The organism is Burkholderia seminalis DSM 23518, from assembly GCF_902832885.1.
GTDB lineage: Bacteria > Pseudomonadota > Gammaproteobacteria > Burkholderiales > Burkholderiaceae > Burkholderia > Burkholderia seminalis.
On sequence record NZ_CADFDK010000003.1, the window covers coordinates 334717 to 357774 of the forward strand.

Annotated in this window: 19 protein-coding genes and 1 pseudogene; 13 read left to right on the forward strand and 7 right to left on the reverse strand. The window is 69.7% G+C overall.

The window, feature by feature from the left end; translation table 11 throughout:
• The first annotated feature begins 78 nt into the window (after nt 1–78).
• From HWX00_RS12090 to HWX00_RS12115, 6 genes are all read left to right on the forward strand, one after another.
• Complete coding sequence (locus tag HWX00_RS12090) at nt 79–1575, forward strand: efflux transporter outer membrane subunit (protein ID WP_175028196.1); 1497 nt, start codon at nt 79–81, stop codon at nt 1573–1575.
• Nucleotides 1572–2645, forward strand: a complete 1074-nt coding sequence (locus HWX00_RS12095; RefSeq protein ID WP_034192130.1) for an HlyD family secretion protein — start codon at nt 1572–1574, stop codon at nt 2643–2645. Before HWX00_RS12090 ends, HWX00_RS12095 begins: the two co-directional genes overlap by 4 nt.
• A complete protein-coding gene (gene rbbA, locus HWX00_RS12100) occupies nt 2642–5461 on the forward strand; it encodes a ribosome-associated ATPase/putative transporter RbbA (RefSeq protein ID WP_279612807.1) in 2820 nt (939 codons plus the stop codon). The genes HWX00_RS12095 and rbbA overlap by 4 nt, the downstream gene beginning before the upstream one ends.
• Nucleotides 5462–5463: 2 nt before the next feature.
• Nucleotides 5464–6588, forward strand: a complete 1125-nt coding sequence (locus HWX00_RS12105; protein WP_175028195.1) for an ABC transporter permease — start codon at nt 5464–5466, stop codon at nt 6586–6588.
• A 156-nt stretch (nt 6589–6744) separates the two neighbouring features.
• Nucleotides 6745–6930: a DUF2964 family protein gene (locus HWX00_RS12110; protein WP_034192127.1), complete on the forward strand. Its 186-nt coding sequence runs from the start codon at nt 6745–6747 to the stop codon at nt 6928–6930.
• A gap of 159 nt (nt 6931–7089) precedes the next feature.
• Nucleotides 7090–8493 carry an MBL fold metallo-hydrolase RNA specificity domain-containing protein gene (locus tag HWX00_RS12115; protein WP_124608279.1) on the forward strand — a complete coding sequence of 468 codons (1404 nt, stop codon included), beginning with the start codon at nt 7090–7092 and terminating at the stop codon, nt 8491–8493.
• A gap of 91 nt (nt 8494–8584) precedes the next feature.
• Here HWX00_RS12115 and HWX00_RS12120 read toward each other — a convergent pair whose 3' ends face one another.
• From HWX00_RS12120 to HWX00_RS12140, 5 genes are read right to left on the reverse strand one after another with little or no spacing between them, the layout of a single operon-like run.
• Complete coding sequence (locus HWX00_RS12120) at nt 8585–9625, reverse strand: zinc-dependent alcohol dehydrogenase family protein (RefSeq protein ID WP_175028194.1); 1041 nt, start codon at nt 9623–9625, stop codon at nt 8585–8587.
• Nucleotides 9622–10665, reverse strand: coding sequence for a bifunctional enoyl-CoA hydratase/phosphate acetyltransferase (locus HWX00_RS12125; RefSeq protein WP_226193832.1), 1044 nt, complete (start codon nt 10663–10665; stop codon nt 9622–9624). Before HWX00_RS12125 ends, HWX00_RS12120 begins: the two co-directional genes overlap by 4 nt.
• Entirely contained in the window at nt 10662–12482 is a 1821-nt protein-coding gene (locus tag HWX00_RS12130; protein ID WP_175028193.1) for a PHA/PHB synthase family protein, read from the reverse strand. The genes HWX00_RS12125 and HWX00_RS12130 overlap by 4 nt, the downstream gene beginning before the upstream one ends.
• Complete coding sequence (locus tag HWX00_RS12135) at nt 12479–13225, reverse strand: beta-ketoacyl-ACP reductase (protein ID WP_034192122.1); 747 nt, start codon at nt 13223–13225, stop codon at nt 12479–12481. Before HWX00_RS12135 ends, HWX00_RS12130 begins: the two co-directional genes overlap by 4 nt.
• Nucleotides 13215–13745, reverse strand: a complete 531-nt coding sequence (locus HWX00_RS12140) for a hypothetical protein (protein ID WP_034192121.1) — start codon at nt 13743–13745, stop codon at nt 13215–13217. Before HWX00_RS12140 ends, HWX00_RS12135 begins: the two co-directional genes overlap by 11 nt.
• A 190-nt stretch (nt 13746–13935) precedes the next feature.
• On the opposite strand from HWX00_RS12140, the gene HWX00_RS12145 reads away from it, so the two are divergent.
• The 4 genes and pseudogenes from HWX00_RS12145 (at nt 13936) to HWX00_RS12160 (ending at nt 17392) form a co-directional block, all read left to right on the forward strand.
• Entirely contained in the window at nt 13936–14775 is an 840-nt protein-coding gene (locus tag HWX00_RS12145) for a universal stress protein (RefSeq protein WP_034192120.1), read from the forward strand.
• Nucleotides 14776–14784: 9 nt separating this feature from the next.
• Nucleotides 14785–15989: pseudogene (locus HWX00_RS12150) on the forward strand (acetate/propionate family kinase).
• A 69-nt stretch (nt 15990–16058) separates the two neighbouring features.
• Nucleotides 16059–16562 (forward strand): universal stress protein, encoded by a 504-nt coding sequence (locus tag HWX00_RS12155; RefSeq protein WP_175028192.1) that lies wholly within the window; start codon nt 16059–16061, stop codon nt 16560–16562.
• A complete protein-coding gene (locus HWX00_RS12160; RefSeq protein ID WP_034192117.1) occupies nt 16559–17392 on the forward strand; it encodes a universal stress protein in 834 nt (277 codons plus the stop codon). Before HWX00_RS12155 ends, HWX00_RS12160 begins: the two co-directional genes overlap by 4 nt.
• 46 nt (nt 17393–17438) lie before the next feature.
• Here HWX00_RS12160 and HWX00_RS12165 read toward each other — a convergent pair whose 3' ends face one another.
• Nucleotides 17439–17909, reverse strand: a complete 471-nt coding sequence (locus HWX00_RS12165) for a universal stress protein (RefSeq protein ID WP_034192116.1) — start codon at nt 17907–17909, stop codon at nt 17439–17441.
• A gap of 250 nt (nt 17910–18159) precedes the next feature.
• On the opposite strand from HWX00_RS12165, the gene HWX00_RS12170 reads away from it, so the two are divergent.
• The 3 genes from HWX00_RS12170 (at nt 18160) to fnr (ending at nt 21976) form a co-directional block, all read left to right on the forward strand.
• The gene (locus tag HWX00_RS12170; protein WP_175028191.1) at nt 18160–20148 is read left to right on the forward strand and encodes a PAS domain S-box protein; all 1989 of its coding nucleotides are present in this window, start codon (nt 18160–18162) and stop codon (nt 20146–20148) included.
• On the forward strand, nt 20145–20792 hold the full coding sequence (locus HWX00_RS12175) for a response regulator (protein WP_034192114.1): 648 nt from the start codon (nt 20145–20147) through the stop codon (nt 20790–20792). Before HWX00_RS12170 ends, HWX00_RS12175 begins: the two co-directional genes overlap by 4 nt.
• A 410-nt stretch (nt 20793–21202) precedes the next feature.
• A complete protein-coding gene (gene fnr / locus HWX00_RS12180) occupies nt 21203–21976 on the forward strand; it encodes a fumarate/nitrate reduction transcriptional regulator Fnr (protein ID WP_175028190.1) in 774 nt (257 codons plus the stop codon).
• Nucleotides 21977–22001: 25 nt separating this feature from the next.
• On the opposite strand, the gene HWX00_RS12185 is transcribed toward fnr, so the two are convergent.
• Entirely contained in the window at nt 22002–22991 is a 990-nt protein-coding gene (locus HWX00_RS12185; protein ID WP_059560953.1) for a zinc-dependent alcohol dehydrogenase family protein, read from the reverse strand.
• Nucleotides 22992–23058: the final 67 nt, after the last annotated feature.

A 23058-nucleotide genomic window follows, 5' to 3' on the forward strand; every position in this document is an offset into this window, starting at 1 on the left:
TCGGATATAAGTGAACCCGAAGCGGCGTCGCCATGAAGGCGGCGTCATCCAGTGTTCGCGTATCCGATGGGAGATCCCATGCGCGCCGTCGCGCTTCCGCCGCTGTTTCAGCCTGCCTTCGCGCGGCGCATGCGTCTCGTTGCGCTGGCCGCCGGTGCGGCCCTGCTGTCCGGATGCCTGTCGTTCGCGCCACCCGACGAACGTCCGGCCGCCCCGATCCCCGCCGCGTTCCCCGATCCGTCGGCTCGCGGCCCCGCCATTGCACAAGCGCCGCCTGCCTGGCAAGACTACTTCGTCGACGCACGCCTGCGCGCGTTGATCGAGCAGGCGCTCGCCAACAACCGCGATCTGCGTGCCGCCGTGGCCCGCGTCGAACAGGCGCGCGCCGTCTACGGCATCCGCGGCGCGGATCAGTGGCCGACGATCGGCGCCGGCGCGGCCTATGCGCGGTTTCGCACGCCCGGCGGCTTCCTGACGCCCGCGCCGATCGTCGGCCAGGTCTACGAGGTCCAGCTGGCCGAGACGCAATGGGAGATCGATTTCTGGGGCCGCGTGCGCAACCTGAAGGCGTCGGCGCTGCAGCGCTATCTCGCGAGCGACGCGGCCCGGCAGGCGATGGCGTTGAGCGTGATCACCGGGGTCGCGAACGCCTACCTGACCCTGTGCGAGATCGATGAACGGATCGCGCTGACGCGCGCGACGATCGATACACGACGCGAGTCGCTGCGGATTTTCCGGCTGCGTCATGCGGCCGGTGCGATCTCGCGCCTGGACCTCACGCAATCGGAGATCCTGCTGCAGCAGGCCGAGTCGCTCGGCACGCAGCTGGCGCAGGCGCGTGCATCGGCTGCCGATGCGCTGGCATTGCTGGTCGGCGCGACGCCGGAGCGGGCGGACACGCCGCTCACGCTCGACGACGGCGCCGTGATGCCGTCGCTCGCCCCGGGCCTGCCCGCCTCGCTGCTGACCCGGCGTCCGGACGTGATGGCCACGGAGCACGAACTGCAGGCGACGCGCGCGAATATTGGCGCGGCCCGCGCGGCGTTCTTCCCGCGCATCGCGTTGACGAGCGCGATCGGTTCGGGAAGCAGCGCGCTGCACGACCTGCTGTCGTCCGGAGCGGGCGTGTGGTCGGTGATTCCGAACGTCACGCTGCCGCTCGTCGACGGCGGCCGCAACCGGTCGAATCTCGCCCTCGCGCGCGCGCAGCGCGACGAGGCCCTCGCGCAGTACGAGCAGACCGTGCAGCGCGCATTTCGCGACGTGTCCGATGCCCTCGCCGCGCGCTACTGGCTCGCCGATCAGGTCGCGATCGAGCATGCCACGCTCGTCTCCCAGATGGAGCGGGCGCGCCTCGCGAAGCTGCGCTACGACAGCGGCGCCACCCGCTTTCTCGAAGTCCTCGATGCACAACGGGACCTGATGAACGCGGAGCAGCAATGGGTCATGACACGTCGCGCGTTGCTGTCAAGCCGCGTCGCGCTGTACGGCGCGCTCGGCGGCGGAACGACCGATACCGGCAAGACCGCCGCCGCACCGGACCACCTTTCCACCGATTCGGGTTCCCGACAATGAAAACCATCAAGCACCCTCTTCTGATCGGTGCCGGTGCGGCCGTGCTCGCGATCGGCCTCACGTATTACGGGTGGACCCGCTGGCGCGACGGACAGTCGGATGCGGGCCTCGTCAGCGGCAACGGCCGCATCGAGGCGACCGAGATCGACGTCGCGACCAAGCTGCCGGGACGGGTCACCGCGATGCTCGTCGACGAAGGCGACTTCGTGACGGCCGGTCAACCGCTGGCACGCATGGACGTCGTCGTCCTGCAGGCCCAGCTCGACGAGGCGCAGGCGCGGGAGCAGCAGGCCGTGAACACCGCGGCGAGCATCGACGCGCAGGTGGCGCAGCGCCGCAGCGACAAGGCGGCCGCCGCCGCGCTCGTCGTGCAGCGCGAAAGCGAGCTCGACGCCGCGATGCGACGCCTCGCGCGTTCCGAAACGCTGTCGCGGGACGGTGCGTCGTCGCTGCAGGAACTCGACGACGATCGCGCCCGCGCGGGCAGCCTGAAAGCGACCGTGAATGCCGCGCGCGCCCAGGTGGACGCCGCCCAGGCCGGGATCGACGCGACCCGCGCGCAGCTCGTCGCGGCGCGCTCGGCCGTGACGGCCGCGCAGGCGACGGTCGCACGCGTGCGGGCCGACATCTCGGACAGCGAGCTGACGTCGCCGCGCGACGGGCGCGTCCAGTATCGCATCGCCGAATCCGGTGAAGTCCTGCCGGCGGGCGGCAAGGTGCTCAATGTCGTCGACCTGTCCGACGTCTACATGACGTTCTTCCTGCCCGAAACGGTCGTCGGCAGGGTGCCGCTCGGCGCCGACGTGCGGATCGTGCTCGATGCGGCACCGGAATACGTGATTCCGGCCCGCGTGTCGTACGTGTCGAGCACCGCGCAATTCACGCCGAAGACGGTCGAGACGGCCACCGAACGGCAGAAGCTGATGTTTCGGGTCAAGGCACGCATCGACCGCGACCTGCTGCAGCGCCACCTGAAACTCGTCAAGACCGGCCTGCCGGGCGTCGCGTGGCTGAAGACCGATCCGGGCGCAGGCTGGCCGGCCCGCCTCGCGATCAAGGTGCCGCAATGAAGTCGACGTTGCCCGTCGACACCGGGGCCGGCGCGGCGGAAGATCCGCCGGCGTCCGCGCCATCGGGCATGGTCGCCCGGCTGTCGGGTGTCTCGTTGCGCTACGGCGCCACGTGCGCGCTGGACGACGTGACGCTCGACATCCCGGCCGGCCGCATGATCGGGCTGATCGGGCCGGACGGTGTCGGCAAGTCGAGCCTGCTCGCGCTCGTGTCCGGCGCGCGGGCGATCCAGCAGGGCCGGGTCTGGACGCTCGACGGCGACCTGTCGTCGCGCCGCCATCGCGCGCGGGTATGCCGGCGCATCGCCTACATGCCGCAAGGCCTGGGCCGGAACCTGTACGCGACGCTGTCGGTCGAGGAAAACCTGCAGTTCTTCGCGAGACTGTTCGGCCACGATGCGGCCGAGCGGCGCCGCCGCATCGACGCACTCACGCACAGCACCGGCCTTCATGCGTTTCTCGACCGCCCTGCCGGCAAACTGTCCGGCGGCATGAAGCAGAAACTCGGCCTCTGCTGCGCGTTGATCCACGATCCCGACCTGCTGATCCTCGACGAGCCGACAACCGGGGTCGACCCGCTGTCGCGCGCCCAGTTCTGGGAACTGATCGAACGCATCCGCGCCGCGCGCCCTGCGATGAGCGTGCTCGTGGCAACCGCCTACATGGACGAGGCACGGCGGTTCGACCGGCTGATCGCGATGGACGCCGGCCGCGTGCTGGCGACGGGCAGCCCCGCGGAGCTGCTCGCCCGCACCGGTTGCGACACGCTGGAAGACGCGTTCGTCGCGCTGCTGCCGGAAGCGCGGCGGCACGGGCACCAGCCGGTCCGGCCGACGCCGTTCGAGCCTGGCGCGGCCGCGGACTACGCGATCGAGGCCGACGCGCTGACGATGCGCTTCGGCGATTTCGTCGCGGTGGACCACGTGAGCCTGAAGATCCGGCGCGGCGAAATCTTCGGGTTTCTCGGCTCCAATGGCTGCGGCAAATCGACGACGATGAAGATGCTCACGGGCTTGCTCGCCGCGTCCGAAGGCACGGCGACGCTGTTCGGCCGGCCGGTCACCGCGAACGACATCGACACGCGCAGGCGGGTCGGCTACATGTCGCAGGGGTTTTCGCTGTACGGCGAGCTGACCGTCCGGCAGAACCTCGTGCTGCATGCGCGCCTGTTCGGCGTGCCCGAACCGGACCTGCCCGCGCGGATCACCGAAATGGTCGGGCGCTTCGGGCTCGCCGAGGTGCTCGACGCGCTGCCCGAACGCCTGCCGCTCGGCATACGCCAGCGGCTCTCGCTTGCCGTGGCGATGGTCCACAAGCCCGACCTGCTGATCCTGGACGAACCGACGTCGGGCGTGGATCCGGTGGCGCGGGACGACTTCTGGCGCTTGATGATCGCGCTCGCGCGCAACGATCGGGTCACGATCTTCATTTCGACGCACTTCATGAACGAGGCCGCCCGTTGCGACCGCATCTCGCTGATGCACGCGGGCCGCGTGCTGGCGAGCGCCGCGCCCGACGAACTGGTCCGCCAGCGCGGCGCCGGCACGCTCGAGGAGGCGTTCATCGGCTACCTGAGCGACGCGCAGCGTACCGACGCCGCGGACGGCGCGGACGGCGCACCGTCCGACGCCGGCTGGCTCGCCCCGCCGCCCGCGGCGGCCGGTGCGGGCGGCGGCGCCCATGCGGCGGCGTGGTTCAGCCCGGCGCGCGCCGGCAGTTATCTGTGGCGCGAAGTGCTGGAGCTGCGACGCGACCCGTTGCGCGCGACGCTGGCGCTGTTCGGCTCGCTCGTGCTGATGTGCGTGATCAGCATCGGGATCAGCCTCGACGTCGACAACCTGACGTTCGCGGTGCTCGACCGCGATCAGTCGATCCTGAGCCAGGACTATGCGCAGAACCTCGCCGGTTCCCGCTACTTCGTGCCGCGCGCGCCGCTCGTCGACGATCGCGACATCGAGCGCCGCATGCGCAACGGCCGGCTGTCGCTCGCGATCGAGATCCCGCCCGGTTTCGCTCGCGACGTCGCGCGCGGCCGCCGCGTCGAGATCGGCGCATGGGTCGACGGTGCGATGCCGATGCGCGCGGAAACGATCCGCGGCTACGTGGCCGGCATGCACGAGAACTGGCTGCGCGACCAGGCGAAGCGCCGGCTCGGCATGTCGCTCGCGCCGGCCGTCGACATCGCGATCCGCTATCGCTACAACCCCGACGTCAAGAGCCTGCCGGCCATGATTCCCGCGATCATGCCGATGCTGCTGCTGATGCTGCCCGCGATGCTGACCGCGCTCGCGGTCGTGCGGGAGCGCGAGCTCGGCTCGATCGTCAACCTGTACGTGACGCCCGTCACGCGGGCCGAATTCCTGCTCGGCAAGCAGGCGCCGTACGTCATGCTCGCCATGCTGAACTTCCTGCTGATGGTCGTGCTGGCCGACGTCGTGTTCGGCGTGCGGATCAAGGGCAGTTTCGCGACGCTGGCGGCCGCGGTGCTGATCTTCAATGTCGTGGCCACCGGCATCGGGCTGTTCGCGTCGACGTTCACCCGCAGCCAGATCGCCGCGATCTTCATGACGATCGTCGGCACGCTGATTCCCGTCGTGCAGTTCTCGGGCCTGCTCACGCCGCTGTCGTCGCTCGAGGGCAGCGGCAAGTGGGTCGGCACCGCCTATCCGGCCACCTACATGCTCGCGATCAGCCGCGGCGTCTACAACAAGGCGCTCGGGCTGGCCGACCTGTCGTCCCAGTTCTGGCCGATGCTCGCGGCCGTGCCGGTCATCATGGTGGCGACCGGCATCCTGCTGCGCAAGCAGGAGCGGTGATCATGTCACGCCTGCTCGTCATCTACCGGCTCGGCATCAAGGAACTGTGGAGCCTCGCCCGCGACCCGATCCTGCTCGCGCTGATCGTCTACACGTTCAGCGCATCGATCTACGTCGCCGCCACCGCCCGCCCGGAAACGCTGCACAAGGTGCCGATCGCGATCGTCGACGAGGACGCGTCGCCGCTGTCGGCGCGCATCGCGGCGGCGTTCTTTCCACCGCAGTTCGCGCCGCCGCCGATCGTCGGCGCCGGCGCGGCCGATCGCGGTCTCGACAACGGCGACTACACGTTCTCGCTCGACATTCCGCCGGACTTCCAGCGCGACGTGCTGTCCGGCCGCCGCGCGACGATCCAGCTCAACGTCGATGCGACCCGCATGACGCAAGCGTTCACCGGCGGCAGTTACGTCCAGCAGATCGTGGCGGGCGAGATCGATGCGTTCGTGCGCCGCCATCGCGGCACGTCCTTGCCGCCCGTCGATCTCGCGATGCGGATGCGCTTCAACCCGAATCTCGACGAAGTCTGGTTCGGCGCGCTGATGGAGCTGATCAACAACGTGACGATGCTGTCGATGATCCTCACCGGGGCCGCGCTGATTCGCGAGCGCGAGCACGGCACGATCGAGCATCTGCTCGTCATGCCGGTCACCGCGGCCGAAATCATGCTCGCGAAGGTTTGGTCGATGGGGCTCGTCGTCACGGTGGCGGCCGTCGCTTCGCTGACGTTCGTCGTGGGCGGCGCGCTGCACGTGCCGATTCCCGGGTCCGTGCCGCTGTTCGTGGCCGGGATGGCGTTGCACCTGTTCGCGACGACGTCGATGGGGATCTTCCTCGCGACGCTCGTGCGCAGCATGCCGCAGTTCGGCATGCTGCTCGTGCTGGTGCTGCTGCCGCTGCAACTGCTGTCGGGCGGACTGACGCCCCGCGAGAGCATGCCGCCCGTCGTGCAGGACATCATGCTGGCCGCGCCGACCACCCATTTCGTCGAACTCGCGCAGCGCATCCTGTATCGCGGTGCCGGGCTTGATGCGGTATGGACCCAGTTCGCGGCGCTGTTCGCGATCGGCTGCGTGCTGTTCCTGCTGTCGTTGACGCGGTTCCGCAAGACGATCGGCCAGATGGCGTGATCGGGGCATCGCCCCCGTGACGCCGGGATTCGTCCGTTGATACAGATCAAGCGGGCGGGCGCGCGGCACGCGATCATGAGGCCATGTGTTGCGCAATCCGCGGCCGCTGCGTCGACGGCAACGCCGTCCGCGGCGGCCGCCTCCCGGGAGAACGTCATGATGGGTCTGCCATACCGAAGCGCGCTCGCGACGCTCTGCGTGTTCGTCGCGCTCGCGTCGCTGCTGGGCGTCGTGCACGCGATGCTGATCGACTCGCGGGTCGTTCCGTACGCGGCCGTCGCGCTGGTTGCCGGCATCGTCGCGTTCGTCGCGCAGCTGGATCCCGCGTCGGCCGGGCGCTAGCGGCACGGCCGGGCGCGCGGGATTCGCGATCATGAACGGCATCCTCCGGCTCGCCCGGCCCGCACGCGGATCCCGCCATCCCTGATTTCGATCAACCGCCGCGCGCGCGTTCGGGATGTAATCGACCTACTGTTCCGTCGACTCGCGGTGAGGCAATCCATGAAACTGACTTTTCTCGGTGCGACCGAAACGGTGACCGGCTCGAAGTATCTGGTCGAGCACGGCAGCCGGCGCGTGCTGGTCGATTGCGGCCTGTTCCAGGGGACGAAGAACCTGCGGCTGCGCAACTGGCGGCCGCTGCCGCTCGCGGCCGACACGCTGGACGCGGTCGTGCTCACGCACGCGCACCTCGATCACACCGGCTATCTGCCGGTGCTCGCGCGCGAAGGGTATCGCGGGCCGGTCTACTGCACGGCGGCCACCGCCGAACTCTGCGACATCATGCTGCGCGACAGCGCGCGGCTGCAGGAGGAGGAAGCCGACTTCGCGAACCGGCACGGTTACTCGAAGCATCATCCGGCGCAACCGCTCTACACGCTGGACGACGCGCAGCGCGCGCTGCGCCTGCTGAAGCCCGTCGCCTTCGACGAATGCACGGCGCTGGGCGGCGGCGTGTCGTTCCGCCTGCTGCCGGCCGGGCACATCCTCGGCGCGGCGAGCGTCGTGATGCACTGGGATCACAAGGTGCTCGCGTTCTCGGGCGACCTCGGCCGGTACCACGACCCGATCATGCAACCGCCGCGCCCGCCCGCTCATGCGGACTACCTGGTCGTCGAGTCGACGTACGGCGACCGGCTGCACCCGGCGTCGGACCCCGAGAACGAACTGGCCGCGCTGTTCGACAAGACCTTCTCGCGCGGCGGGGTCGTCGTGATGCCCTGCTTCACCGTCGGCCGCGCGCAGGAAATCCTGCACTACATCGCGCGGCTCAAGGCGTCCGGCCGCATGGCGCGCGTCCCGGTGTTCCTCGACAGCCCGATGGCGACCGACGTGACCGAGCTCTATCGCCGCCATATCCTCGAACACCGGCTGACCGTTTCCGACGCGAACGCCCTCGGCCACGCGGCCACGATGATCCGCTCGGTCGACCAGTCGAAGGCGATCGCCGAACACCATGGCCCGATGGTCATCATCGCCGGCAGCGGGATGGCGACGGGCGGGCGCGTGCTGCACCACCTGACCCGCTACGCGCCCGATGCGCGCAACACGATCGCGCTGGTCGGCTACCAGGCGGCCGGCACGCGCGGCGCGGCGCTCGCCGCGCACGAGCCGACGCTGAAGATTCACGGCGAATACGTCCGCGTGCGCGCGCAGGTCGAGTCGATCACGACGCTGTCGGCCCACGCCGATTACGAAGAGATTCTGAACTGGCTCGGCACGATGCAGGGCGCGCCCGTGCGGACGTTCGTCACGCATGGCGAGCCCGCTGCCGCGGATGCGATGCGCCGGCGCATCTCGGAGCGCCTGCATTGGCCGTGCGAGGTGCCGACCTACGAGCAGTGCGTCGATCTCGACGAAGCCGAATCGCGCGGCACGCAGGAACCGGCCGCGCTGTCGTCCTGACCGCCGGCGAAGCGCCGGCCAGACGCCCGCCGCGCGTGACGGAGCCCGCAGCCTCCGCGGTTCCCGCCGCACGCGGCCCCGGGCGCGACACTCAGCCGATCTCGATGATGACCTTCAACGCGCGGGTTTGCGCGGCGCGCCCGAACGTGTCGTACGCGCTTTCCACGTCGTCGAGCGAAAACCGGTGCGTGATCAGGCGCGCCGGATCGAGGCGTCCGGCCCCCACGGTCTTCAGCAGCATCGGCGTGCTGACGGTGTCGACGAGCCGCGTCGTGATCGAGATGTTGCGATCCCACAGCTTCTCGAGGTGCAGGTCGGCCTTGACGCCATGGACGCCGACGTTCGCGACCACCCCGCCGGGCGCCACCAGCGACGTGCACATCTCGAACGTCGCCGGAATGCCGACTGCCTCGATCGCGCAATCCACGCCCACGCCGTCGGTCAGCTTCATCACGCCCGCTACCGGGTCGCCGTCGCGGCCGTCGAGGCAGTCGGTCGCGCCGAAGCGCCGCGCGACGTCGAGCCGATGGCTGTCCGGGTCGATCATGATGATCCGCGCGGGGGAATAGAACTGCGCGGTCAGCAACGCGGCCAGCCCGATCGGCCCGGCCCCGACGATCGCGACCGAGCAGCCCGGCTGCACCTTGCCGTTCAGCACGCCGCATTCGAAGCCGGTCGGCAGGATGTCGGACAGCATCACGAGCGCGTCCTCGTCCGCGCCGGCCGGAATCCGGTACAGGCTGGTCGCCGCATGCGGGATGCGCACGTACTCGGCCTGCGTGCCGTCGATCCGGTTGCCGAGGATCCAGCCGCCGGTCGTGCAATGCGAATACAGGCCGCGGCGGCAGTATTCGCAGCGGCCGCACGACGAGATGCATGAAATCAGCACGTGGTCGCCCGGCTTCGGCGAATCGACCGCCGCGCCGACCTGCTCGACGATGCCCACGCCTTCATGGCCGAGAACGCGGCCCGGTTCGCAGGTCGGCACGTCTCCCTTGAGGATGTGCAGATCGGTGCCACAGATCGTCGTGCGCGTCACGCGGACGATCGCGTCGGTCGGCGACTGCAGTTCCGGCCGGGGCCGCTGTTCGAGCGCCTTGCGCCCGGGCCCGTGATACACGAGTGCTTTCATCGCGATTCCTCCATCGAAAGGGGGGCCTGTTCAGGCATCGGGGCGGCGTCGTGCCGGACTTGCGCCAGCAACACCGCGAGCGCGCAGGAGGCGAGCCGGACGGCGACGCCGTCGGCGCGGCTCGTCAGCACGATCGGCACGCGCGCGCCCACGACGACGCCCGCGTTCGCGGCGCCGCCCAGGTATTCGAGCTGTTTCGCGAGCATGTTGCCCGCTTCGATATCGGGCACGACGAGGATATCGGCACGGCCGGCAACCGGCGAGTCGATCCCCTTCTCGCGCGCGGCGCGCTGCGATATCGCGTTGTCGAACGCGAGCGGGCCGTCGACGACCGCCCCCGTGATCTGCCCGCGCTCGGCCATCTTCGCGAGCGCGGCCGCGTCCAGCGTCGAACGCATCGCCGGATTGACGGTCTCGACCGCGCACAACACGGCCACGCGCGGGCGCGCGACACCGAGCGCATGCGCGACGTCGACGGCGTTCTGCGTGATCGCCGCCTTCTGCGCGAGATCCGGTGCGATGTTCACCGCCGCGTCCGTCAGGATGAACGGCCGCGAATACGCGGGCGCGTCGATCAGGAAACAATGGGACATGCGCTTGTCCGTGCGCAGGCCCGATTCCGCGGCCACGACGGCCTCCACCAGCTCGTCCGTATGCAGGCTGCCCTTCATCAGCGCGCCGGCGCGGCCTGCCGCCGCGAGTTGCACCGCGCGGGCCGCCGCCGCATGGCTGTGCGGCACGTCCTCGATCGGCCATTTCGCCAGATCGACGCCCGCCTCCGCCGCCACGCGCGACACCTTCGCGCGCGGCGCGACGATCAGCGGTTCGATCGATGCGCCCAGCGGCGACGCGGCGAGGGCGGCGAGCGCGACGAGGCTGGCCGTGTCGCACGGATGCACGACGGCCACCGTCAGCGGCGGCGCATGGCACGCACGCGCGATCAGGTCGGGCGGCGCGCCGTCCGCGCGCGGCAACAGGCCGGGCAGGCACGCGTCGGCGGGCGCTTCCGGAGGCAGGTTCATCTTCGGGTTCAGGTTCATGTCTCGAGCACGTAACTGCCGGGCGCGGCGCCGAAGCCGGCGGCCGGCACCCGTGCCGGCACGTCGCCCGACGAATGCACATGCAACCAGTCGCGCCAGCACGTCCACCACGAGCCGTCGACCACTGGCGTTGCGCTCGCGAAATCGTGCCGGCTGCGGTATGGCGCGCCGGGCTCGCGCGTCGCGCAGCGATAGTGGCGTCCCGGATGGCCGGGTTCGGACACGATCCCGGCATTGTGGCCGCCGGAGGTCAGCACGAACGTCAGCGCGTGGTGCGTGAGCAGATGGAGTTTGTAGACGGAATGCCAGGGCGACACGTGATCGCGCTCGGTCCCGACCGCGAACGTCGGCACGTCGATATCCGACAGCGCGACAGGCCGCCCGTCGACGCAGTAGCGGCCGGCCGCGAGATCGTTGTCGAGGAAAAGCCGCGTCAGGTATTCGGTATGCATCCGATACGGCATGCGCGTGGTGTCCTCGTTCCACGACATCAGGTCGTTCGGCTTGGTGCGCGTGCCGAACAGGTATTCGCTCATCATGCGCGACCAGATCAGGTCGCGCGCGTTCAGCAGCTGGAACGCGGCGGACATTTGCGCGCCGTCGAGGTAACCCTGCCGCCACATCAGCGCATCGAGCGCGGACAGTTCGCTGGCATCGATGAAGAGGCCGAGCTCGCCGGGCTCGCTGAAATCGGTCTGGGCGGCCAGCAACGTGACGGAGCGCAGTACCTCGTGTTGCCGCCCGTCGCGCGCGAGCGCCGCCGCGCCGATTGCCAGCAGCGTGCCGCCGAGGCAATAGCCGACCGCGTGAACGGCCTCGGCGCAGATCGAGCGGGCGGCGTCGAGCGCCGCCATGCACCCGTCGCGCAGGTAATCGTCGAGCCCGAGCTCGCGCGCTTCCGCGCCCGGATTGCGCCACGATACGGCAAACACCGTGTAGCCGGCGTCGACCAGGAAGCGAATCAGCGAATCGTGCGGCTGCAGGTCGAGGATGTAGTACTTCATGATCCACGACGGCACGATCAGGATCGGCTCGCGTGCGACGTCGGCCGTCGTCGGGTCGTATTGCAGCAGCTCGCACAGCGCGTTGCGCCAGACCACGCGGCCCGGCGTGATCGCCACGTCGCGCCCCGGCAGATAGGTGCGTGTGTCGCGCGCCCGCGTGCCGCGCGTGCGTTCGAGCAGCGCGTGCGCGTCGTCCAGCCAGTGCCGCAGCCCTGCCGCGAGATTCGCGCCGCCGCTGCGCATCGTCGCGTCGAGCACGACCGGGTTGGTCGCGAGTAAATTGCCCGGCGAGCATGCATCGAGCCACTGCCGCGCGGCGAATCCGACCAGTGCCTCATGGTGCCGTTCGACGCCCGGCACGCCGCGCGTCGCGTCGCGCCACCAGCGCTGGATCGACAGGAAGCCGTCGCGGTACGCGCAAAACGGCCAGCCGGCCCATGCGGGCGCGACGAAGCGCGGATCGGCCTGCCCGGCGTGCACCGCCAGGCCGCTCGTGTCGGCGGCGTCGGCCTCGTCGTCGCCCGGGTTTGCCGCCGGTGCGGCGGCGGCCAGCCACGCCTGCGTCGCAAGCTCGAAGCATTTTCCCGGCGACACGGCCAGATGCGCGCCCCAGTCGAGCACGGCCAGCGCGAGCGACACGGGCGACAGCCCGAAGGTCATCGCGGCCACGTTCGCATGCGCGGCGCGGTTCCATTGGTCGGCGGGCGACGGCCGGGCCGGCATGCATTCGGTCGGGTTCGACGCCGGTGCGTGCGTACCCGTTGGCCGTTTCGGCTCGTGCTCGACCGGCATGCGCGTGACGGATGCTTTCATCGCATGTGCATGCCGCCGTTGACGTCGAATTCCGCGCCGGTCGCGAAAGCCCCCGCATCGGAACACAGGAAGGCGACGAGCTCGGCGATCTCGTCCGGATTGCCCAGGCGGCCGACCGGAATCTGCGGCAGGATCTTGGTGTCGAGCACTTCCTTCGGCACCGTCGCGAGCATCGCGGTCGCCAGATAGCCGGGGGCAACCGTGTTGACCGTCACGCCGTGGCGCGCGAGTTCGAGCGCCAGCGCCTTCGTGAAGCCATGGATGCCGGCCTTCGCCGCCGCGTAGTTCGCCTGCCCGTACGCGCCGCGCGAGCCGTTCACCGAGCCGATGTTGACGATCCGCCCGAAGCCGGCCTCGATCATGCCCGGCACGAACGGCTTGGTCATGTTGAACATGCCGTCGAGGTTGGTGCGCAGTACCGCGTCCCACATGCTCTTGGTCATCTTCACGAAGGTCGCGTCGTGCGTGACCCCCGCGTTGTTGACGAGCACGTCGACGCGCCCGAACTCGGCCAGCACGCGCGCCGCGCAGTGCTGGCACGAATCGTAGTCGGAGACGTCGACTTCGAAAGCGTGGAACGTCCTGCCCGCGTCGCGTTCCTGCGCGAGCCACGTCGCGACGTGGTCGTTGCGCTCCGTATGCGACACCGCCACCGTCATGCCCGCGTCGTGCAGGCGCCGGCCGATCGCCGCGCCGAGCCCGCCCATTCCGCCCGTGACGAACGCGACACGATCAGCGCACATGATCGTTCTCCCGGGCGTCGGTCACGCCGTTCAGACGGCGACGGGCAACCGGCGCCTCGTCGTTCGCGTCCTCGAGCCCGCGTTCCAGTGCCGTCATCCATTCGGCCCACGGCATGCTGGCTTCGTTGACCGCGGCCAGTCGTCCCAGATCGGGCAGCCAGTCGGTCTGATAACGCGACAACGCACCCGCGCCGTATTCGCGCAACCAGTTGCGCCACGCGCCGGCGTTCTCGAACTGCGCACGCATGCCCAGCTCGACGGCATCCTGCCAGATCGCGACGCTCGCGATCGCGTAGTCGCGCATCACCTGCCGGGTCGCCTCGCCGAACGCCGTCCATTCTTGCGTTTCAGCCAACGCCTGCTGCAGGTGGCCCACCGCGGCGCGGTCCCGCTCGATGCGCCGCCCGGCCAGCGCATGCCATTCATGCTGCCAGTCGCGGTTCAGCGCGGCCATGCGCAGCGCGAGATCGCAGCCCGCGCGGCAAACGTCGTTCGGTGTCGTCCAAGCGTACGTACTCATCGGCTTCCCTCTTTCGATCCGGTCAATGGGTTGGCATCGCGCCACATGCCGCCTGCCCGGGATCGGCATCGCGACCGCTTCACTGTGCGGGCATCGCGCGCGGGAGCCGTTGATCTGAGTCAAGCACGCGGAAACCCTGCTTCGTAGACTGGATTGCACTGGCGGTTCCCCCGTCGATGGAGCGATTCCGATGAGCTACAAAAGCATGCTCGTGCACCTCGATACGAGCGCCCGCGCGCATTCGCGCCTCGAGTGCGCGTTGCGTCTCGCCCGGCGCTTCGGTGCGCATCTCACCGGGCTGTTCGCGGTCTACACGCCCGAGCCCTACTCGTTCTACGTGATGGCCGGCTCCGCCGACTATTTCCACGCGCACCGCGAACAACGCGACGAGCGGCTCGCCGCGCTGGAACGCCTGTTCCATGCGGAGACCGCCCGGGCAAAAGTACCGGCCACCTGGGTTCGCGCGGACGAGCGCGCGAACGTGGCCGTGCCGCGCGCCGCCCGTCTCGCCGATCTGGTGATTGCCGGCCAGAGCGACCCGAACGACCCCGAGACCTATATCGACGACCAGTTTCCGGAGAACCTCGTGTTGTCCGCCGGCCGCCCGGTGCTGTTCTGGCCGTACACCGGCGAATTTCCGTCGATCGGCGAACGGGTTTTCGTCGCATGGGACGGCAGCCGCGAAGCCGTTCGCGCCGCGCACGACGCACTGCCCTTTCTGGAGCATGCGAAGCGCACGACGGTCGCCGCCGTGGTCGACGGCAACTCGGAAGCGGCGACCACGCGCATTCCGGCCGCCGATGCCGCGCTGATGCTGGCCCGCCATGCACGCGACGTGAACGTGCTCGACATCGATGCCGGCGCCGGCTCGGCGGTCGGCGACACCTTGCTGTCGCGCGCGTATGAAACCGGGTCCGACCTGCTCGTGATGGGCGCCTACGGCCATTCGCGCTGGCGCGAGCTGGTGATGGGCGGCGCCACGCGCACGGTGCTGGCGTCGATGACGCTGCCGGTACTGATGTCGCACTGAGGGCGGCCGATGCGTACGCTCGCCCTGCTCGTCGTCAATGCCGGCTCGTCGAGCGTGAAGTTCGCGGTCTTCGCGTACCCGCCCCGCACGGCGCCCCCGCGCGGCGGCCGCTGCACGAGGGCGAAGCGGTCGCTGCCGGCCACCGCGTATCGATCCGCTTCGACGCCGAGCCCGACGGTTCGCTGCCGCTCGGCACGCGGGAAGACCCCTACCGCGCGGTGCTCGCGCGGATCGCGACGTGGATCCGCACGAAATTGCCGCATGTCGCGCTGGGTGCGATCGCGCATCGCGTCGTGCACGGCGGCGCGCGATACGTGGAGCCGGTGCTCGTCGACGACGACGTGCTGGACGCGCTGCGCACGCTGACGCCGCTGGCGCCGTTGCATCAGCCGCACAGCCTGGATGCGATCGACGCGCTGCGCGACGCGTTTCCGGACGTCCCGCAGATCGCCGTGTTCGACACGGCGTTTCATCGCACGCTGCCGCGCACCGAGCAGCTGCTGCCGCTGCCGCACGCGTGGTTCGACCAGGGCGTGCGCCGCTACGGATTCCATGGACTGTCGTACGAATACCTGTCCGTCGCGCTCGACGAGTCGTTCGGCGCGCGTGCGCACGGCCGCGTGATCGCCGCCCATCTCGGCAGCGGCGCGAGCCTGTGCGCGCTGCGCGACTGCCGCAGCGTCGCGACGACGATGGGCTTCTCCGCGCTCGACGGATTGATGATGAGCACCCGCTGCGGAACGCTCGACCCCGGCGTCGTCCTGCACCTGCTCGAGGCCGGCAAGCTGTCCGGCGACGCGCTGGGACACCTGCTGTATCACGAGTCGGGGCTCAAGGGCGTGTCGGGGGCTTCCGGCGACCCGCGCGTGCTGCTCGCGCGCGAGGCGGCCGGCGACGCGCCGGCCCGCGACGCGCTGGCGCTGTACGTCCATCGCATCGTGCGCGAGGCGGGTGCGCTGACCGCCCTGCTCGGCGGCCTCGACATGCTCGTCTTCACGGCCGGCATCGGCGAGCACTCGGCGGTGTTGCGCGAGCGGATCTGCGCGGCGCTCGGCTGGCTCGGCGTCGCGCTCGACGCGCGCGCGAATGCCGCCGACGCGCATGTCGTGTCGTCCGCGGCGAGCGCGGTCACGGTGGTCGTCGAGCCGACCAACGAGGCCTGGATCGCGGCGCGCGCGGCGGTGCGCGTGCTGCGCGGCAACCGGGACGCTTGATCCAGATCAGCGCGACCGGCGTGCACGCGCCGATGATGAGTGCATCGACATCCGTTCAAGGGAACTGCCATGTACTCGAACATTCTGGTTGCGCTCGACGGCAGCGACACGTCGTCCCGTGCACTCGACGCCGCGCTGACGCTCGCGTCGGAAACGGGTGCCCGGCTGACACCCGTCTACGTCGTCGATTTCCTGGTGCCGGCCTACGACATGTACGGATACGATCCGTCGATCCTGGTCGATGCATTCCGTGAAGAGGGGCTGCGCGTCACCGAGGACGCGGCGCGACGCATGAAAGCACGCGGCGTGGCCGGCACGCCGCAGATCTCCAACGTCGCGCCCGCGGGCGAAACCGTCCCGCACCGGATCGTCGGTCTCGCCGGGGAGATCGAGGCCGACCTGATCGTGATGGGCACGCACGGCCGTCACGGCTTTCAGCGCCTCTTCCTCGGCAGCGTGGCCGAGCGCGTGCTGCGTCAAGCCACCTGCCCGGTCCTGATGATTCCGGCGAGCTGCCCGTCGGAGCACCCCGCCGAATCCCCCGCCGCCTCAACCGAAAAGGTACCGTCATGAGCTACAAGACCCTGCTCGTTCACCTCGACGACAGCGAGCGTTGTGCGACGCGAGTCGACCTCGCGCTCGAACTCGCGGGACGCTGGAACGCGCATTTGATCGGCCTCTACGTGGTCTGCCAGGATCTCCTCGAGCCGTTGCGCCGGCCCGACGAGCCGCTCAAGCTTGCCGTCTACGAGCGCCTGTGCGACCAGCGGCGCAAGGAGGCGGAAGAACGGTTCCTGACCGCCGCCGAGCGCGCGGGACGCAGCGTCGAATGGCAGGCGCCGGCCGGCGACCCGATTGCCGCCACGATCCTGCATGCTCGTCACGCGGATCTGCTGGTGCTCGGCCAGGAAGATCCCGACGACCGCATGACCTACGTGGCGCGCCGTTTCGTCGAGGATGTCGTGATGGGCAGCGGCCGTCCGGCGCTCGTCGTGCCGTATGCGGGCGACGTGCGCACGCTCGGCGAGAACGTGCTGGTCGGCTGGGACGGCGGGCGGGAAGCCGCGCGCGTGATGGCCGACGCGCTGCCGCTGCTCGCCCGCGCACGCTTCGTCAACGTCGAGACGGTTGTCCGCGGCCAGCCCGATCCGGACAAGACGCCCGCCGGCGTCGACGTCGCCGCGTATCTCGAACGGCACGGCGTGCGCGCATCGTTCTCGACGACGCCGCGCGATCGGTCGGTCGGCGTGGGCGCGACGCTGCTGAACCGGGTGACCGACCTGCATGCGGATCTGCTCGTCATGGGCCTGTACAGCCATACCCGCGCCCACGAGCGCGTGCTGGGCGGCGCGACCCGCACGATCCTCGAAACGATGACGGTGCCGGTCCTGCTGTCTCACTGAGCCGGCGCGAACGGGCAGCCACTCGCGGCTGCCCGCTTCCTTCCCCTCACAACACGCCGGCGCACGCGTCCGGCCCCTCCCGTACGACCAGCACCGGCCGGTCCGCGATGCGCACCAGCGACTCGGCGACACTGCCGAGCAACGCGCGGCGCACGCCGCGCCGGCCATGCGTGCCCATCACGATCAGGTCCGCCTCGCATTCGGCCGCGGCGCGCGCCAGCACGTCCGATATGTCTTCTCCGCACGCGTCGATGGTTTGCGCGACGCCGCGCACCCCCGAGAGCCGGAACGCCGTTTCGGCGTCCGAGACCGCTGTCGCGGCCCGGTCCGCGTCCAGCCCGGCCGGATCGCGCTGATCGATATAGCCGCTGTCGACGTCGGCGAGCCGCGGCGCATCCGACACCACGCACATGGCGATGACCAGACTGCCAGACTCGCGGGCGAGCGAGATCGCCTCGTCGAGCGCGAGCCGCGCGCCACGGCTGCCGTCGAGTGCCGCAAAGATCCTGTGATACATGACGCCTCCCAGTTGTCGTCCGGGTTCGACCGGTTCATGAAGCCAGTCTGATCCCGGCAGGCGCCGGTCCGTTGACACGGGTCAAGCACGCGCGGCGTCGCCCCCTTGCGCATCGGTCCCGATTGGCGAATGCCGACAAAACGCGCACAATTCAGGGCGATATCGTGGTTGCGGCCCGCTCCGCCCTTCGTGCCCGGCGTCCGGCCCGCCGCCAGCCCGCCGTCGACGAAATCCGTCAGGATGAACGGCAATGACCGTGAATGCGCCCCCCTTCCGGGCCGGACCGGCTTCGCAGCCGATTCGGCCCAGCCGATATGCGACCGTTGCCGTGCTGCTGACGCTGGTGCTCGGCGTGGCCGCCTCGTTTGCCGCATCCCGGCTGCTGCAGCATCGGGCGGAGCAAGCCGCCCAGGCACGCTTCGCGCAAACCGCGACGCGTGCGACAGCCGACCTCCGCCGCAGCCTCCTCGGTGCCGCCGTCGTCCTGCGCGGCGCCCGGGAATTCGCGTCGGCACTGCCCGCGCCGCCGGACGGCGGCGCGTGGCGCCGGTATCTCGCCGGTCTCGATCTGGACGGGTTGCAGTCGCCGGTCCGCAGCCTCGGGCGAATCGAGCCGAGCCTGGCGAACAACGATCAGCCGACCCGGCAGGCGCTGCAGCGGGCGGCGGAAACCGGCAAGGTCGCGCTCGCCGCGAACGCCATTCAGGACGGCACCGATGCGGCGATCGCCCGGACCGAACTGACGCTGTACTTGCCGATCGATGCACAGGGTGAAGACCGCACGTCGCCCGGCGCGCGGCACGCAACGGCGGCCGGGTACGTGTATGCGGCGCTGAATCCGGCTCGTCTCGTCGATCCGTCCCTGCTCGAACGGCTGCGCCTGGAAATCCTGGCCGACCATCCCGCGGCGCCCGTGTATTCCGGCGGTTTCGGCGGAAGCGACGCATTCGACGCCGGCGCGACGTTCGAGCGGACCGATGCGCTGACGTTCGGCGGCACGCCGCTCTCGCTCCACTACAGCGCGCCGCGCGCCGCGACGGACGCGGCCGCGACGGCCGTGCTGCTGGCGGGCATCGTACTGTCGCTGACGCTGGCCGCGCTCGTGCGGCAGGCCGTCGCGAACCGAACGCCGGCGCCCGCCGGCGACAGCCAGCCCACCGAGGCCCGGATGATGGGCATCATCCGCTCGTCGATGGAGGCCATCATCACCGTCGACGAAAGCCAGACGATCGTGATCTTCAACCCGGCCGCGGAGCGCGTGTTCGGCGTCTCCGCGATGGAGGCGGTCGGTGCGCCGCTGTCGCGTTTCATCCCCGAGCGCTTTCGCGCCGTGCATGCGCGACACGTCGAGCAATTCGGCGTGACCGGCGTGTCGGAGCGCCAGATGGGCCGGCAACGCGTGCTGTTCGGCTTGCGCGGCGACGGCACCGAGTTTCCGATCGAGGCGTCGATCTCGCAGATTCGCGACGGCACCGGCAAGCTGTACACGGTCATGCTGCGCGACGTGACCGAGCGGGTGCGCGCGGAAAACGCCCTCAAGCAGTCGCGCGAGGAACTGCGCGACCTGTCCGCCAACCTGCAGAACGTGCGCGAGGAAGAGAAGACGCGGATCGCGCGCGAACTGCACGACGACCTCGGCCAGCAACTCACCGCGCTCAAGATGGATCTGTCGGCCGTCGAACTGGGGCTCGCGGGCGTCGTCGCGCCCAACCCCGGCGTGCGCGAGCAATTGGGCGGCATGCACCGCCTGATCGATTCGACCGTTGCGTCGCTCCGGCGCATCGCGGCCGATCTGCGGCCGGTGATGCTCGACGACCTGGGCCTCGTCCCGGCGATCGACTGGCTGGCGAACGATTTCACGCGCCGCTACAGAATCACGGTCGACCGGGACATCGCCCCCGGCGACATCGCGTTCACCGGCGCGGGAGCGACCACGCTGTTCCGCATCGTGCAGGAGGCGCTGACCAACGTCGCGCGGCACTCGGACGCGACGAACGTGAAACTGTCGTTGAAAGCGGAAGACGGTTATTGCATGCTGCGCATCGCGGACAACGGTCACGGCGCGCCGGCGCCCCCCCGCGATGCGCAGGACCGTCCGTCGTTCGGCCTGATCGGCATCCGCGAGCGCGCGCACATGCTCGACGGCACGGTGACGATCGACAGCCAGCCGGGCAAGGGATTCACGATCACCGTGGCGCTGCCGCTGCACGCCATCGAGCAAGGAGAGATGCGGTCATGATCAGGGTACTCATCGCCGACGACCACGCACTCGTCAGGGACGGTCTTCGGCACATCCTGCAGAGCGCGAGCGGGTTCGAGGTCGTCGGCGAAGCGCAGGACAGTGCGTCGACGATCGCGCTCATGCGCGGCACGGACGCCAACGTGCTGGTGCTCGACCTGTCGATGCCCGGCCGCAACGGGGTCGAGCTCATCAAGCAGATCAAGGACGAGAAGCCGGGATTGCATATCCTCGTGCTGACGATGCATGCCGAGCAGCAGTACGCGGTGCGGGCATTCCGCGCGGGCGCCTCGGGCTACATGACCAAGGAAAGTGCCAGCGCCGAACTGGTCGCCGCCCTGACCAAGATCGCGGCCGGCGGCGTCTATGTCAGCCTGACCATGGCCGAGCAGTTCGCGCAGAGCCTGAACGAGCCGACCGATCTCCTGCCGCACCAGCGCCTGTCCGACCGCGAGTTCGACGTGTTCCGGCGCGTCACCACCGGCGAGTCGATTTCCGAGATCGCGCAGGCGCTCTGCGTCAGCGTCAAGACCGTCAGCACGTACAAGACGCGGATCCTCGAAAAAATGCAGATGCCGAACGACACGGCACTCGTCCGCTACGCGATGCGCCACAAGCTGTTCGAGGACCCGGACGAGCTGTGACGCCGACGGCGGCATCGGGCACGGCCGCTTCCCCGCGCGGAGGGACCGGACGCATCGGCGCGGCGAAGCGCCATCCGCCGTCCGTGTCCGGCGCACGCCGGCGACGCTCGCGACAAGATGCCGCAGCGCTGTAGGAAACGTCCTACAAGGCTTCCCTCTCCCCTACCGCAACTTCAATTCCGGCTGATTTTCTTGACGCCGCGCAACCTCCATACTTCGCATCAAGAAAAACGAGCAAACGTGCCTCCCGGAGCCAGGGCAGCATCATCGACGAGACCGGCGTAGCGGTCTCCGGCGCGTCCGGCGGGCTTTCCCGACAGGAAGGCGGCAGACACCAAGACCGCCGCTACAACGGCCAGCGCGATCCCGCCCGACGGCGAACCGCCGCTGCCGCCGAACAGGAGCCGATCATGCAGAGCAGTGCCGAAGTCCCGACGACCATGCCGTTACCCCCGTTCATCCCGCTGCGCTCCGTCGAGCCGGCGGATCAGCCCAAGCGCGCCGCGTCCCGCTGTTCGACATGCGCGTTGCGTACCGTCTGCATGCCGCCCGATCTTTCTCCCGACGATTTCGCGCGCGTCGACGCGATGATCTGCACGACGCGCCACGTCCGGCGCGGCGAAACGCTGTTTCGCGCGGGGGACGCCTTCACCAGCATCTATGCGGTGCGGACCGGGTCGTTCAAGACCATCATGATGCATCGCGACGGCGACGAGCAGATCACCGGCTTCCAGATCGTCGGCGAATCGCTCGGGCTCGATGGCGTGCACACCGGGCATCACAACGGCGACGCGGTCGCGCTCGAGGACAGCACGGTCTGCATCATCCCGTTCGGCCAGCTCGAGCAGCTGTGCCGCGAAGTGCGGCCGATGCAGCATCACGTGTACCAGATGATGGGCGGCGAGATCGTGCGCGAATCGTCCCAGATGCTGCTGCTCGGCACGATGAGCGCCGAGCAGCGGGTGGCCGCGTTCCTGCTCAATCTTTCCGCGCGCTTCAAGGCGCGCGGCTACTCGGCCGCGGAATTCGTGCTGCGGATGACGCGCGACGAGATCGGCGAATACCTCGGCATGAAGCTCGAAACGGTCAGCCGCATGTTGTCGAAATTCCAGCACAAGGGGCTCGTCGCGGCGCAGGGCAAGCAGATCCGGATCGTCGATTCGGAAGGCCTGCGGCAAATCTGAGCGCGCCGCGGCGCCGTCGGGCGGATCAGCCGCGCATGCCCAGCACGGCGGCGCCCGATACGCGTCCGCCGCGCAGGTCGTCGAGTGCGCGGTTCGCGTCGGTCAGCGCGTAGCGCACTGCCTCGACCCGCAGCGGCATCGCGGCGGCGACCCGCATGAATTCGACTGCGTCCGCACGGGTCAGGTTGGCCACCGACGCGATGCGGCGTTCGCCCCACAGCCACGCGTACGGAAAGGCCGGGATGTCGCTCATGTGAATGCCGCCGCACACGACGATCCCGCCTTTGTCGACCGCGCGCAGCGCGGCCGGCACCAGCGCGCCCACCGGCGCGAAGATCAGCGCCGCATCGAGCGGCTCCGGCGGCGTTTCGTCGCTGCCGGCGGCCCATGCGGCGCCCAGCGACAGCGCGAGCTGCTGCGCGTCCGTGTCGCCGGGCTTCGTCAGCGCGAACACCTCGCGTCCTTCGCCATGCGCGACCTGCGCGACGAGATGCGCCGCCGCACCGAAGCCATAGATGCCGATGCGGCGCGCGTCGCCCGCCATGCGCAAGGTTCGGTAGCCGATCAGGCCCGCGCACAGGAGCGGCGCGGCTTCCAGGTCGGCATAGCGCCGCGGCAGATGCACGCAATACCGGTGATCGGCGGCCGCACGCTCGGCGTAGCCGCCGTCGATCGTATAGCCGGTGAATCCGGCGGTGTCGCACAGGTTCTCGCGGCCGGACGTGCAATACGCGCAATGCCCGCACGTCGAGCCGAGCCACGGAACACCCACGCGGTCGCCCACCGCGAAGCCCGTCACGCCCGCACCCATCGCGCGCACCGTTCCGACGATTTCGTGCCCCGGAATCAGCGGCAGCTTCGGATGCGCGAGCTCGCCGTCGACGACGTGAAGATCCGTCCGGCACACGCCGCATGCATGCACGTCGATCAGCAGTTGGCCCGGCGCGGGCGACGGATCCGGCACGCGCGCTTCGCGCAAGTGCGGCGTCGTGCCGTCAAACATCATCGCGAGCATGCTCCCCTCCCTGCGCGATCGGTCTCGCGCGTTTCGCATTCCAAGCGTAGCCGCACCGCAACGCGCG

Coding starts and splice junctions, on each gene's coding strand:
- HWX00_RS12090 (WP_175028196.1), top strand. CDS start 79: ATGCGCGCCGTCGCGCTTCCGCCGCTGTTTCAGCCTGCCTTCGCGCGG.
- HWX00_RS12095 (WP_034192130.1), top strand. CDS start 1,572: ATGAAAACCATCAAGCACCCTCTTCTGATCGGTGCCGGTGCGGCCGTG.
- rbbA (WP_279612807.1), top strand. CDS start 2,642: ATGAAGTCGACGTTGCCCGTCGACACCGGGGCCGGCGCGGCGGAAGAT.
- HWX00_RS12105 (WP_175028195.1), top strand. CDS start 5,464: ATGTCACGCCTGCTCGTCATCTACCGGCTCGGCATCAAGGAACTGTGG.
- HWX00_RS12110 (WP_034192127.1), top strand. CDS start 6,745: ATGATGGGTCTGCCATACCGAAGCGCGCTCGCGACGCTCTGCGTGTTC.
- HWX00_RS12115 (WP_124608279.1), top strand. CDS start 7,090: ATGAAACTGACTTTTCTCGGTGCGACCGAAACGGTGACCGGCTCGAAG.
- HWX00_RS12120 (WP_175028194.1), bottom strand. CDS start 9,625: ATGAAAGCACTCGTGTATCACGGGCCCGGGCGCAAGGCGCTCGAACAG.
- HWX00_RS12125 (WP_226193832.1), bottom strand. CDS start 10,665: ATGAACCTGAACCCGAAGATGAACCTGCCTCCGGAAGCGCCCGCCGAC.
- HWX00_RS12130 (WP_175028193.1), bottom strand. CDS start 12,482: ATGAAAGCATCCGTCACGCGCATGCCGGTCGAGCACGAGCCGAAACGG.
- HWX00_RS12135 (WP_034192122.1), bottom strand. CDS start 13,225: ATGTGCGCTGATCGTGTCGCGTTCGTCACGGGCGGAATGGGCGGGCTC.
- HWX00_RS12140 (WP_034192121.1), bottom strand. CDS start 13,745: ATGAGTACGTACGCTTGGACGACACCGAACGACGTTTGCCGCGCGGGC.
- HWX00_RS12145 (WP_034192120.1), top strand. CDS start 13,936: ATGAGCTACAAAAGCATGCTCGTGCACCTCGATACGAGCGCCCGCGCG.
- HWX00_RS12155 (WP_175028192.1), top strand. CDS start 16,059: ATGTACTCGAACATTCTGGTTGCGCTCGACGGCAGCGACACGTCGTCC.
- HWX00_RS12160 (WP_034192117.1), top strand. CDS start 16,559: ATGAGCTACAAGACCCTGCTCGTTCACCTCGACGACAGCGAGCGTTGT.
- HWX00_RS12165 (WP_034192116.1), bottom strand. CDS start 17,909: ATGTATCACAGGATCTTTGCGGCACTCGACGGCAGCCGTGGCGCGCGG.
- HWX00_RS12170 (WP_175028191.1), top strand. CDS start 18,160: ATGACCGTGAATGCGCCCCCCTTCCGGGCCGGACCGGCTTCGCAGCCG.
- HWX00_RS12175 (WP_034192114.1), top strand. CDS start 20,145: ATGATCAGGGTACTCATCGCCGACGACCACGCACTCGTCAGGGACGGT.
- fnr (WP_175028190.1), top strand. CDS start 21,203: ATGCAGAGCAGTGCCGAAGTCCCGACGACCATGCCGTTACCCCCGTTC.
- HWX00_RS12185 (WP_059560953.1), bottom strand. CDS start 22,991: ATGCTCGCGATGATGTTTGACGGCACGACGCCGCACTTGCGCGAAGCG.